The following is an 11969-nucleotide window of genomic DNA, read 5'->3' as shown; positions in this document are numbered from 1 at the left end:
TTTTTCATCGTCATTCAGGAGATGATTGCGGGCGGGTAGGGGAGATCGGTACTGGAATGCGGGTCTACCCGTACCGGGCTGCCCAGATACGGAAAGGCGCGCTGCCGACAGGTGGGCCGGTCGCAGATCTTGCAGCCGGCGCCGATCGGAACAAAGGCCTGCCCGTCGCGCACATCGATTCCCGCCGAGTAGATCAACTTTTCGGCGTGCGCAACATCGCAGCCCAAACCGATGGCGAAGCGCTTGGCCGGTCCCAGGTAGCGATCGGCCTCCGTCATGGTGGTCCGCGCGACCCAGAAATAAGTTCTCCCGTCCGGCATTTGGGCGATCTGCGTCAGGAACTCCCCGGCTCGGGAGAAGGCATGGTGTACCACCCACAGCGGACAGTTTCCGCCGGCCCGGGAGAAATGAAAAGCCGTGGCGGACTGGCGTTTAGAAATATTTCCCGCGCTGTCGGCCCGGACGAAGATGAACGGGACGCCGCGCGCACCCGGGCGCTGCAGGGTGGACAGCCGATGGCAAACGGTCTCGAAGCCCACCTCGAAACGGCGTGCCAACTGGTCGATGTCGTAGCGCACGCGCTCGGCCGAGTCGAGGAAACTCCGGTACGGCAGCAACAGGGCGCCGGCGAAATAGTTCGCCAGGCCGATCCGCGCGACACTGCGTGCCTCTTCGCTGAGCTGCTCGTCGCCGGCGAGTATGCCGGTGATCAGCTCGTCCTGGGTGAGTAGCGCGATCTGGGTCGCCAGCTGAAATGCGCGCTGGCCGGCATGCAGCCACCGGGCCAGATACAGGGTCTTCGATTCGCCATCAAACACGCGTTTGACGTTGGCAGACAGAACTTTACCGTCGTCGATCAGCACAGTCACGCCGAGCTGGTCGTTGAGCAGATCTGTCAGCTGACGATCGAGACCTCCAGTGCGCAAATGTTTTTCGTCGAACATCGCTTCAGCCGAGAGGTCCAGCTCGGCGAAGTAGTTCTTGCGGTCGTAGAAGAAGTCGCGGACCTCCTCAAAGGGCATCGGCTTCGTGGGTGGCGCGGCGACGTCGGCGTTGGCCCGGTCGTGCAGCGCTTCGAGGTCGGCCGTGGCGTCATACAGGCGTCGGTGCAGGTTGACCAGCGTCTGTCCGACCTCCGGCATGCGCGCCACCAACTCTTCGATCTTCCCGGCGGTCGCGGGTTCGTCGGCGAAGATCTCGCGCAGGTCCGCCACCAGCCGAGCGTCGGAGTCCGGCGCGAAGTACTGCGTCGGCAGGTCGAAGCGTTCGCTGAGCGCCAGCAGGACCGGCACGGTGATCGGGCGCTGATCGTTTTCCAGTTGATTGACATAACTGGTCGACAAGTCCAGGGCGCGCGCCAGCGCCACCTGAGTGAGTCCGTGCTCCTCACGCAGCCGCCGTAGCCGTGCACCGGCGAACGTTTTTGCCATCTGCACTACGGTACGCCCAGTGTCTTTCACAAGATCCGCAAAACTGCTCGGACGAGGACACAAAATTACGCCTGTTTAGGGCATTTACCGTGATGACGGTGTTGCGTACCGTGCGTCTTATGCGTATCCATGAGGTTTGGGCCCGCCGCAGCGCCGACGATTTCCCCCGTCGCGAGCACCTCGCCGCCAAGATCGCCGAGGTTGCCACCGATCCGGTTCCGGTCGACCCCGACACCGTCGAAATGGTGCGCAACCGGATCATTGACAACACCGCCGTGAGCGCCGCGGCGGTGATCAGGCGACCCGTGACGGCGGCTCGTGCGCAGGCGCTGGCGCATCCGGCGCGGCGGGGCGCACCGGTCTTCGGGGTGCCGGGCTGCTTTTCGACGGAATGGGCGGCCTGGGCCAACGGCGTCGCCGTGCGCGAACTCGATTTCCACGACACGTTTTTGGCCGCCGAGTACGCGCATCCCGGTGACAACATCCCGCCGCTCGTCGCGGTCGCCCAGCAGCTCGCGGTGCCCGGCGCCGACCTGATCCGCGGCCTGGCCACCGCATACGAGATCCAGATCGACCTGGCCAAGGGAATCTGCCTGCACGAGCACAAGATCGACCACGTCGCGCACCTGGGCCCGTCGGTGGCCGCCGGCATCGGGACGATGCTGGGGCTGGACGCGGACACCATCTATCAGGCCGTCGGGCAGGCCCTGCACCTCACCACCAGCACCCGCCAATCTCGTAAGGGGCTGATCTCGAGCTGGAAGGCCTTCGCGCCCGCATTCGCCGGCAAGGTCGCGATCGAGGCCGTCGACCGCGCGATGCGGGGAGAGGGGTCGCCCGCACCCATCTGGGAGGGCGAGGACGGCGTCATCGCCTGGCTGCTCGGCGGGACGGATCGCGTCTACCGGGTGCCGCTGCCCGAGCCCGGCGAACCCAAGCGCGCGATCCTGGACAGCTACACCAAGGAGCACTCCGCCGAATACCAAAGCCAGGCGCCCATCGACCTCGCGCGCCGGCTGCGCGAGCGGATCGGCGATCTCGGGCAGATCGCCACGATCGTGCTGCACACCAGCCAGCACACCCACGTGGTAATCGGGACGGGTTCGGGCGACCCGCAGAAGTTCGACCCGGACGCCTCTCGGGAAACGCTGGACCATTCGCTGCCGTACATCTTCGCGGTCGCGCTGCAGGACGGCAGCTGGCACCACGAGCGCTCCTATGCCCCCGAGCGGACGCGCCGGCCGGACACCATCGAACTGTGGCAGAAGATCAGCAGCGTGGAGGATCCGGAGTGGACTCGTCGCTACCACTCGAATGACCCGGCCGAGAAGGCATTCGGGGCGCGCGCCGAGGTGACTCTCAAGAGTGGTGAGGTGATATCCGAAGAACTGGCGGTGGCCGACGCTCATCCGCTCGGAGCGCGTCCGTTCGCGCGCGAGCAGTATGAGCGAAAGTTCACCGAGCTCGCCACCGACATCGTGGAACCCGCTGAACAGCAACGGTTCCTGGGCGCTGTCGAGAGCCTTGCCGACCTCGGGAGCGACACGCTGGGGGCGCTGAACATTCTCGTCGATCAGCGGGTGCTGGACAAAGCGCCGCTGATCCCCTCCGGGATCTTCGGATGACGAGCGCGGCCGACAAGCGTGCGGCGCTGCGGTCCGGGATGAATTCCGGTCGCCTGCAGCGCTTTCCGGGTGTATTCTCGCCGCTGGTGGCCAAGGCCGTCGCGGACGCGGGCTTCGAGGGTGTCTATGTGTCCGGTGCCGCGCTGTCGGCCGACCTCGAGTTACCCGACATCGGGTTTACCACCCTGACCGAGGTCGCGAGCCGTGGCGCCCACATCGCCGCTGCCACCGAACTGCCGACGCTGATCGACGCGGACACGGGATTCGGCGCACCCGTCAACGCCGTACGCACCGTGACGGCGCTGGAAGATGCCGGGCTGGCCGGATGCCATCTGGAGAACCAGGTCAACCCGAAGCGGTGCGGCCACCTCGACGGCAAGGACGTCATCCCGACCGCCGACATGGTGCGACTGCTGCGCGCGGCCGTATCCGCGCGCCGCGACCCGGATTTCGTCATCTGCGCCCGCACCGACGCTGAGGCGTTCCGCGCCGCCGTCGACGTGCCGATGCTGGCCAACATGACCGAGTTCGGTAAGTCGCCGCTGCTCAGCGCGAGCCAGCTAACCGACCTCGGCTGCAACATAGTCATCTACCCGGTCACCACACTGCGGCTGGCCATGTTCGCCGTAGAGGCGGGTTTGCGTGAAATCGGCACAACGGGAACGCAATTCGATCTCCTCGATCGAATGCAGCACCGCAGCAGGCTCTATGAGCTGCTGGGGTACGACGTATGGGAGGTAACACCGTGGTGACCGCACCGACCACCGATATCCGCAAGGGCCTTGCCGGCGTGGTGGTGGACACCACCGCCGTTTCGAAGGTGGTGTCGGAGACCAACTCGCTGACGTACCGTGGCTATCCGGTGCAGGATCTGGCCGCGCACTGCACCTTCGAGCAGGTCGCGTTCCTGCTCTGGCGCGGTGAGTTACCGACCGACGCGGAGCTCGCCCTGTTCACTCAGCGTGAGCGGGCAAGCCGGCGGCTGGACCGGTCGATGCTGTCGCTGTTGAGCAAGCTTCCCGACAACTGTCACCCGATGGACGTGGTCCGCACCGCCATCAGCTTTCTGGGCGCCGAGGACCCCGACGAGGACGACGACTCGGCGAACCGGGCCAAGTCGCTGCGCATGCTCGCGGTGCTGCCCACCATCGTCGCGGTCGACATGCGGCGCCGCCGCGGGCTCGAACCCGTCCCGCCGCACAGCAGCCTCGGTTACGCCGAGAACTTCCTGCGGATGTGCTTCGGGGAGGTGCCCGAACCCGACATCGTCTCGGCATTCGAGCAGTCGATGATCCTCTACGCCGAGCACGGCTTCAACGCGTCCACCTTCGCCGCGCGGGTGGTGACCTCGACGCAGTCCGACATCTACAGCGCGGTGACTGCGGCCATCGGTGCGCTCAAGGGTGCCCTGCACGGCGGTGCCAACGAGGCGGTGATGCGCGACATGATCGAGATTGGTGATCCGCGCAATGCGCGGGAATGGTTGCGCGGCAAGCTTGCTCGCAAAGAGAAGATCATGGGATTCGGGCATCGGGTCTACAGGAACGGTGACTCCCGCGTGCCGACGATGAAGGCCGCGTTGGCCCGGGTCGCCGCCGCCCGCGACGGACAGCGCTGGCTGGACATGTACAACGTCCTGGAAGCCGAGATGTTCGCGGCCACCGCCATCCTGCCGAACCTCGACTTTCCGACCGGGCCGGCGTACCACCTGATGGGGTTCGACACCGCCTGCTTCACGCCGATCTTCGTGATGAGCAGGATCACCGGGTGGACCGCCCATATCATGGAGCAAGCGGCATCGAACGCGTTGATCCGGCCACTGAGCGCCTATTCCGGGCGCGAGCAGCGGGCTTTGACGCTGCGCCGGACCGGCTAGTCGCACTGCCCGGCGCCGGTGCCGCTGGCTTGAGCAGGTACCGAGCAATCACGCGACCCGGCCAGTGAACTGTGAGCTCGATATGTCATCGGCCGCCCCGGGCGCGCTGCCCTGTTGGGGTTCTAGTCTGTGGAACCATGGGATTCCTTTAACCCGAACTGCCGCAGGTCGACATTGATCAGTGGAGCAAGCTGTCCCGCAGCGAAAAGATCCGGCCGATGGCCCGGCACTGGGAGGAGGTCGGCTTCGGAACGCCGGTCGTGCTGTACCTGTTCCACGTCGGCAAGGTGCTGCTCTACATCCTGTTCGCGTGGTTGATGGCGGTGGCGACCACTCGCGGTCTGGCCTTCACCCGCGTCACCTCGTGGTACGCCGAACCGATCGCGTTTGAGAAGGTCGTGCTCTACACGATGCTATTCGAGGTCGGGCTCGGGTGTGGTCTCGGGCCGTTGAACAACCCGCATCTGGCCGCTGCTGGGTTCGATCCTGTATTGACTTCGGCCCGAGACCATCCGGTTGTCCCCTGGCCGAATCGCGTCCCGGCGACCACGGGCACCGCCCGCACCCTGGTCGACGTCGCGCTATACGGGCTGCTGCTGTTGCTTTTCCTCACCCTGTTCGCCGACGGCACCGGGCCCGTCTCGGAGCAGGGCACACAGGTCGGGTTGATCACCACCTGGAGGATCGTGCTGATCCTGGTCGTGCTCGGGTTGCGGGACAAGGTGATCTTCCTCGCCGCCCGGGGTGAGGTTATGCATCGCTGGCGGTGACGTTCGTATTCGGTGGTGCCGACATGAACATCGCGGCCAAGTTAGTTTTCTTGGTCATCTGGACTGGCGCGGCGACATCCAAACTTAACAAGCACTTTCCGTTCGTGATGTCGACGATGATGTCCAACAACCCGGTCTTCCGGCCCCAGTTCAGTGCTTATCGTGATCCTGGGCAATCTGTTTCCGCGCAGGATCTCGTTTCTGCGCGGCATGCGCTATTACGCCGTCAATTGGGACACCACGCTGTAGTGCATCAAGCCGTCCGCGGACAAGAAGATCAACCACAACATCGTTTCGATCGCCAGCATGCCGGCTGCCCAGAACGCGCGCAGATCCCGATGTATTTCGGATATGCGTTCCGCGCCATGAACACTCACGGCCGGGCGCTGTTCACGCTGGCGCATCGGGCGATGGCCGGCCAGAACGAGGACGATTACGTCATCACAGACGGAGAACGGATCTGCAGCACCGCCGTCGGGTGGAACTTCAGCGACGGTCATATGCACAACGAGCAGCTGATCGCCGCGATGCAGCAACGGTGCGGCTTTCTGCCCTGCGAGGTGCGGGTGGTGCTACTCGACGCGCAGCCGATCCATAAACAAACCCAGACCTATCGGCTGTGGACGCCGCGACCGGTGAGTTCGAGCGCGGCGTCGTCAAGGTCGCCGACATGGTGACCCGACAGCCCTGGTCCGACGATGTGCCGGTTCAGGTGTTGTCGGATGCTGAGTCCGAGGCCGAGGAAGAACCGCGAGCGTGATGCCAGCGCGAAAAAATTCGCTGAAACGCGCCCTGATGTTACGCTCGGCCACAAGCCCGGGGACTAGACGCCGCCGCGCACTTCCTGTGCGGCGGCAACCATGTTGCGAAGCGACGCGTTCACCTCGTTGGTGTTGCGGGTCTTGAGCCCGCAGTCCGGGTTGACCCACAACCGCTCGGCCGTCACCGCGCGCAGCGCGGCGCGCAACGACTCGGCCATCTCCTCTGTACTCGGCACGCGCGGGGAGTGGATGTCATAGACCCCCGGGCCCACGCTGTTGGCGAAGCCGACCGCGTTCAGGTCGTCCAGCACCTCCATGTGTGAGCGGGCCGCCTCGATGGACGTCACGTCGGCGTCCAGGTCGGCGATCGCGCCGATCACCTCACCGAATTCCGAGTAGCACAAGTGCGTATGGATCTGCGTGGCATCGGCGACGCCGGAGGTGGCCAACCTGAAAGACCCAACGGCCCAACGCAAATACTCCTCCTGGTCGGCCCGGCGCAGCGGCAACAGCTCCCGCAGCGCCGGCTCGTCGACCTGAATGATCGCGATGCCCGCGGCCTCCAGATCCACCGTCTCCTCGCGGACGGCCAGGGCCATCTGATGCGCGGTGTCGGCACGGGGCTGGTCGTCCCGGACGAACGACCACGCCAGGATCGTCACCGGCCCGGTCAACATGCCCTTGACCGGCTTGTCGGTCAGCGACTGCGCATACCTCGCCCACTGCACGGTCATCGGATGCCGGCGAATCACGTCGCCGAACAGCACCGGGGGTCGCACGCAGCGGCTGCCGTAGGACTGCACCCAGCCGTTCCTGGTGGCGAAGAAGCCGTCCAGCTGCTCGGCAAAATACTGCACCATGTCGTTGCGTTCGGGTTCCCCGTGCACCAGCACGTCGAGGCCGAGCTGCTCTTGCAACTCGATGATGTCCGCAATCTCCTGTTTCATACGGCGGTCGTACTTGGCCTGGTCGATGTCGCCGGCCACCAGCGCGGCACGGGCCTTGCGGATCTCGACGGTTTGCGGGAAGGAGCCGATCGTGGTGGTCGGCAGCGGCGGAAGGTGCAGCCGTTCCTCCTGACGGGCGCGGCGTTGCGCGGCGTCACCGCGGTGGGTGCCGGAGGCCAGGATCGCGTCGATGCGGGCGCGCACCTCGTCGTTGTGCAGCCGCGGGTCCTTCCGGCGGGAGGCCACTGCGGCGTTGGAGGCCGCGATCTCGTCGGCCACCACATCGCGGCCCGCATGCAACGCCCGCGCCAGCGTCACCACCTCGGTCACCTTCTCCTGGCCGAACGCCAGCCAGCTGCGCAGCGCATCGTCAAGCCCGGTCTCCGGCTGCAGCGAGTACGGCACGTGCAGCGTCGAGCACGACGTCGACACCGCGACCGAACCGACCGAATCCCGCAGTGCCGTCAGCTTGCCCAGCGCCGCCTCGAGATCGGTACGCCAGACGTTGCGCCCGTCGACGACGCCGGCCACCAGGGTCTTGGTGGCAAGCTCGGGCACCGCCGCGAGCGCGGTGTCCGGGCCGTAGACGAGGTCGACGCCGATCGCCTCGACGGGGGTGCGGGCTAACGCGGCTAACGAATCGCGCGGGTCGCCGAAGTAGGTGGCGACGTAGATGGCGGGCCGGTTGCTCACCGCGCCCAGCGCGGTGTAGACCGCCTCGGCCAGTGCCGGCGCATCGGGGGACATGTCGGTGACTAGGGCCGGCTCATCGATCTGCACCCACTGCGCACCATTGTCGGCGAGCAGCGACAGCAGCTCCGAGTAGATCCCGACCAGCTCCTTCCACCGGTCGATCGGCGCACCACCACCGTTCACGGCCTTGCTCAACAGCAGGAACGTGATCGGTCCGATGACCACCGGGCGCGCGGGAATCCCAAGTCCGTGAGCCTCTTTCAGTTCGGCGAGCACCTTGTCGGGGTGCAGTGAGAACTGCGTCGCGGGCTCGATCTCGGGAACGATGTAATGGTAGTTGGTGTCGAACCACTTGGTCATTTCCAGCGGCGCGACATCTTGGTTACCGCGCGCGGCGGCAAAGTAGCGATCCAGGTCGTCGGGGACCTGCGCGGCCCGGGCCGGCAACGCACCCAGCATGACCGCGGTGTCGAGTACCTGGTCGTAGTAGGAGAAGGTGTTGACGGGCACCGAGTCCAGCCCGGCGTCGATCAGCCCTGTCCAGGTTTCGCGCCGCAGGGTCGCGGCCACGCGTTTCAGATCGGCCCGGCTGGTGCGTCCGGCCCAGTACCCTTCGGTCGTACGTTTGAGTTCGCGGTTCGGTCCAATGCGCGGCGAGCCGACAACCGTTGCGGTGAATGCTTGAGCGGTCACGATTTTCGTCCTTCGATCGGCGTGGTGGTCACCGCCGGCGGACGTGCAGCCGAACCGGTAGCGGAGCGCACCCCCATCTTCGTAGAGGTACTAACCCCACCAACGGCTGCAGCCAAACGCCCATTCCTCGGAGGCGATGAGCCGCCGGGCGCGGCGCGCCCGGCACAACTGGCAGGTCTCCGGACTCACAGGCGCGCACCGGTTGGTGCACCTCATGGCCGTCGCTTCCCAGTCTTTCGACCAGTGCTTGCCAAAAACGCTGACGGCAGTCGTTCCTGCATACCGTTGCGGGACAGTCCCGGATTCTCACCGGGTTCCCTCTCACGAAGCGTGGTCCTGCTTGCTTCGCTCGATGCGCGCGCCGCAACCGCGGCGCGCGCAGACCAGCTGCGAGATGCAGCTTAGTCAGCCGGCCAGCGCTTGTGCGATAGGGATGTCGTCGTTGTTGAATTCGATGGTTCGCCGGGTCGAATCGTCGGCCTGCGCGACGGCGGCAACCAGCGCGACGTCGGCAACCAGCGCGACGTCGGCAACCAGCGCGACGTCGGCAACCAGCGCGACGTCGGCGCGGGACACCTCACCCTTGCCTTCGCCGAGCACGATCTTGCCCATCGCCGGCTCCAGCGTCAGCCGGCCGGGACCCAGCACGGTCCAGTCCAGGTCACTGTCGCGCAGGTGGGCATCGGCCGCGGCCTTGGCCTCGGCGTAGGCGAAGAACGAATTATCGTGCGGTACACCGTGATCCGGCCCGGCGCCGAAGTAGGACACCGTCACGAACCGATTGACGCCGGCCTGCGCGGCGACGTCGATCACCCGGATGGCGGCGTCTCGGTCGACGGCATAGGTCCGCGCCGGGTTGCCGCCGCCCGCCTCGGCCGAGAAGACGACCGCGTCGTGCCCGGCTAGCAGGCGGCCAACGCGCCGGTGGTGGCGACGTCGTCGCGGTGATCGGGATTGCGGAAGACCGAGCTTACCTGGTCTTGGCGCTCGATCAGGATGCGAGCCAGCTGCAGCGCGACCTTGCCGTGGCCGCCGATGAGGATGATCCGTGCCATGGTTCCGACGGTAGCGCCGTCCGGCGGGCGTGTCAGTCCGCGGGCAGCCGGCTATGCAGGTGGTCGTCATACGCCGTCATGTCCAACAGCCTATAACTAGAATAGTTGAACAAGATGACGGTCTCCTGTTGCGCCTCCCGCACGGCCAGCGCCACGTCGATCACACCGCGGATGGCGTGGGCGGTCTCCGGCGCCGGGACCATGCCCTCGGTGAGGGCGAACATCACGGCCGCCTCCAGTACCGACTTCTGAGGGCAGGCAACGGCCTCAATCCAAGTCGCGGCCAATCGTGTACATCCACATCCGTGGTGTCAGGCCGGCGGCGTCACCGATCAGCGTCTGATGCAGCAGCACATGGTTTAGCACCGAACCGAGCGCATAGTGCGTGTCCGCGCGCCCGAGTGCCTCTTCGACGGCTTCGCTGATCACAATGCCGAGCGAACCGGGGTGATCGGGGACAGCGCTGTAGCACCGCCCTGCCCGCCTCGGTGATGGGCGACGGGCTCGCGATCACCTCCGCACACCACGTCTCCATCAAGACGCGGCGCGCCGGCTTCTGCCGGTGCGACCAACCGATCGACAAAAGTCGTGGGAAATACCCTTATCGGAAAATGCCAACACGGTTCTAACTTGGCTCAACTGTTTGGGTAACAGTTATTTGGTCAATACCGGGTCGGATTTGGTAAGATTTATTTGCCGCGGACGGCGACGCCGCGCAAAACGGTGTCACGAGTGTGCCGATGTCCACCTCTTCGGGCCGGACCTTGGCCTCGTCGAGCGCGGCGCGCAGGGCCCGCTCACCCAATTCCAGTGCGACCTCGACATAGGCCTTGTTCGCCTCGCTGAAACCGGTCAGCTGCTCCATCCGGTCCATGGAAATCGCCAGGTGCCGGTGGTCGACACCGGCCGACAACGCGAAGCGCCGAAAGTGTTCCCCCAGAACATTACTCAGCCGGTCAATCAGCTCTTTCTGTGGATGGTAGTGCTACGGAAACTGCACAGACATTGCTGCGATTGTTGGATCATCGCTGGCCGTGGTCGAAAAGCCCGCGCGCGTGGCATTTCCCCCTGTTATTTCGTTCATACACTTAGTTACGGTTACCTATACTTAGTTGGTTCAACCCCAACCCGCTTTAGGTATGGCACCCGTGGGATAGGGTCGAATGTATGCGGATTGTGGTGACCGGCGCGACCGGCTATGTGGGATCCAGGCTGGTCACGGAACTCCTGGAGCGCCACCACCAGGTGGTGACCGCGAGCCGAAATCCGAAGCGGTTCAAGCGGTTCGGTTGGTTCGATGACGTCGCACCGGTTCGCCTGGACGCGGCAGATCCGGCGTCGGCACAGGCGGCGATGGACGCCGCCGGGCCGGTCGATGTGCTGTACTACCTGGTCCACGCCATCGGCCAGCCCGATTTCCGGGACGCCGACCGGGCCGCGGCCGCCAACGTCGCGACGGCCGCCCGGGACGCCGGGGTGCGTCGCATCGTCTACCTGGGCGGCTTCGTGCCGGACGACCAGGCACTCTCCGATCATCTGGCCAGCCGCGCCGAGGTGGCCGAGGCGCTGACCATCCCGGACGGCTCGGAGCTGGTGTGGCTGGGCGCGGCGGTGATCATCGGCGCCGGCTCGACGTCGTTCGAGATGATGCGCTACGTAGGTGACCGATTCCCGCTGATCCCCGTCCCGAGCTGGATGGACAACCCGATCGATCCGATCTCCGTCCGCGACCTGCTGCACTATCTGGTCGCAGCGGCCGATCCGGAGCTCGTCCCGCCGGGGGGCTACGACATCGCCGGCCCGGAAACCACGTCCTATCGGGACCTGCTCAGGGCGTATGCGCGGGTCTCCGGCAGATGGCACGCCGCGCTTCCGGTCGGCCGGGTCGACACCTCGTTGGCGTCGCTGATCACCAGGCTTGCGTTGCCGGTGCCTCCCGGCCTGGCCGGAGACCTGGTGGAGTCGCTCGATCATCCGATGCGGGCCTCGGCCAGCGGGCTGCGCGGACTGGTGCCCGATCCGCCTGCGGGCCTGCTGGGTGTCGAGGACGCCATTGCGCTGGCGTTGGCGGGCGCGGCGGGTGGCAGGCCGCGGCCGGGCGACGAGCGTGGCTCGTATG

At 65.9% G+C, this 11969-nt stretch carries 9 protein-coding genes, 3 pseudogenes and 1 riboswitch; of the genes and pseudogenes, 6 read left to right on the top strand and 6 right to left on the bottom strand.

Annotation, left to right across the window (positions count from 1 at the left end; genetic code table 11):
• Positions 1-14 precede the first annotated feature (14 nt).
• Positions 15-1430, bottom strand: a complete 1416-nt coding sequence (locus FQ389_RS05365) for a short-chain fatty acyl-CoA regulator family protein (protein WP_144206277.1) — start codon at positions 1428-1430, stop codon at positions 15-17.
• 119 nt (positions 1431-1549) lie between these two features.
• Between FQ389_RS05365 and prpD the strand changes: the two genes are divergently transcribed.
• From prpD to FQ389_RS22140, 5 genes and pseudogenes are all read left to right on the top strand, one after another.
• On the top strand, positions 1550-3055 hold the full coding sequence (gene prpD, locus FQ389_RS05360; protein ID WP_186296280.1) for a 2-methylcitrate dehydratase PrpD: 1506 nt from the start codon (positions 1550-1552) through the stop codon (positions 3053-3055).
• Positions 3052-3807 (top strand): isocitrate lyase/phosphoenolpyruvate mutase family protein, encoded by a 756-nt coding sequence (locus FQ389_RS05355; RefSeq protein WP_144206275.1) that lies wholly within the window; start codon positions 3052-3054, stop codon positions 3805-3807. The genes prpD and FQ389_RS05355 overlap by 4 nt, the downstream gene beginning before the upstream one ends.
• Positions 3786-4931, top strand: coding sequence for a bifunctional 2-methylcitrate synthase/citrate synthase (locus tag FQ389_RS05350; protein WP_144206274.1), 1146 nt, complete (start codon positions 3786-3788; stop codon positions 4929-4931). Before FQ389_RS05355 ends, FQ389_RS05350 begins: the two co-directional genes overlap by 22 nt.
• 158 nt (positions 4932-5089) lie before the next feature.
• Positions 5090-5793, top strand: a pseudogene (locus FQ389_RS19135) (DUF3556 domain-containing protein); the annotation flags it as partial.
• Positions 5794-5808: 15 nt separating this feature from the next.
• Positions 5809-6461 (top strand): annotated as a pseudogene (locus FQ389_RS22140) (DUF3556 domain-containing protein).
• Between the two features lie 63 nt (positions 6462-6524).
• On the opposite strand, the gene metE reads toward FQ389_RS22140, so the two are convergent.
• The 5 genes and pseudogenes from metE to FQ389_RS05325 all read right to left on the bottom strand — a co-directional run bounded on the left by metE (position 6525) and on the right by FQ389_RS05325 (position 10715).
• The gene (gene metE / locus FQ389_RS05340) at positions 6525-8795 is read right to left on the bottom strand and encodes a 5-methyltetrahydropteroyltriglutamate--homocysteine S-methyltransferase (protein ID WP_144206273.1); all 2271 of its coding nucleotides are present in this window, start codon (positions 8793-8795) and stop codon (positions 6525-6527) included.
• 153 nt (positions 8796-8948) lie between these two features.
• A riboswitch (cobalamin riboswitch) is annotated at positions 8949-9163 on the bottom strand.
• Positions 9164-9200: 37 nt separating this feature from the next.
• A pseudogene (locus FQ389_RS05335) lies at positions 9201-9850 on the bottom strand (NAD(P)H-binding protein).
• Positions 9851-9882: 32 nt separating this feature from the next.
• Positions 9883-10074 carry a hypothetical protein gene (locus FQ389_RS05330; RefSeq protein WP_144206272.1) on the bottom strand — a complete coding sequence of 64 codons (192 nt, stop codon included), beginning with the start codon at positions 10072-10074 and terminating at the stop codon, positions 9883-9885.
• A gap of 43 nt (positions 10075-10117) precedes the next feature.
• Positions 10118-10279 carry a hypothetical protein gene (locus FQ389_RS17750; RefSeq protein WP_186296277.1) on the bottom strand — a complete coding sequence of 54 codons (162 nt, stop codon included), beginning with the start codon at positions 10277-10279 and terminating at the stop codon, positions 10118-10120.
• A 196-nt stretch (positions 10280-10475) separates the two neighbouring features.
• On the bottom strand, positions 10476-10715 hold the full coding sequence (locus FQ389_RS05325) for a hypothetical protein (RefSeq protein ID WP_144206271.1): 240 nt from the start codon (positions 10713-10715) through the stop codon (positions 10476-10478).
• 302 nt (positions 10716-11017) lie between these two features.
• Here FQ389_RS05325 and FQ389_RS05320 point away from each other — a divergent pair.
• On the top strand, positions 11018-11969 hold a 952-nt coding region (locus FQ389_RS05320; protein ID WP_144206270.1), incomplete at its 3' end, for an NAD(P)H-binding protein.

The sequence above is a fragment of the Mycobacterium tilburgii genome (assembly GCF_902168065.1).
Taxonomy (GTDB): domain Bacteria; phylum Actinomycetota; class Actinomycetes; order Mycobacteriales; family Mycobacteriaceae; genus Mycobacterium; species Mycobacterium tilburgii.
This window is presented reverse-complemented; position numbering and strand designations above follow the sequence as displayed.

Coding starts and splice junctions, on each gene's coding strand:
- prpD (WP_186296280.1), top strand. CDS start 1,550: ATGCGTATCCATGAGGTTTGGGCCCGCCGCAGCGCCGACGATTTCCCC.
- FQ389_RS05365 (WP_144206277.1), bottom strand. CDS start 1,430: ATGGCAAAAACGTTCGCCGGTGCACGGCTACGGCGGCTGCGTGAGGAG.
- FQ389_RS05330 (WP_144206272.1), bottom strand. CDS start 10,074: ATGTTCGCCCTCACCGAGGGCATGGTCCCGGCGCCGGAGACCGCCCAC.
- FQ389_RS05325 (WP_144206271.1), bottom strand. CDS start 10,715: ATGGAGCAGCTGACCGGTTTCAGCGAGGCGAACAAGGCCTATGTCGAG.
- FQ389_RS05355 (WP_144206275.1), top strand. CDS start 3,052: ATGACGAGCGCGGCCGACAAGCGTGCGGCGCTGCGGTCCGGGATGAAT.
- FQ389_RS05350 (WP_144206274.1), top strand. CDS start 3,786: ATGGGAGGTAACACCGTGGTGACCGCACCGACCACCGATATCCGCAAG.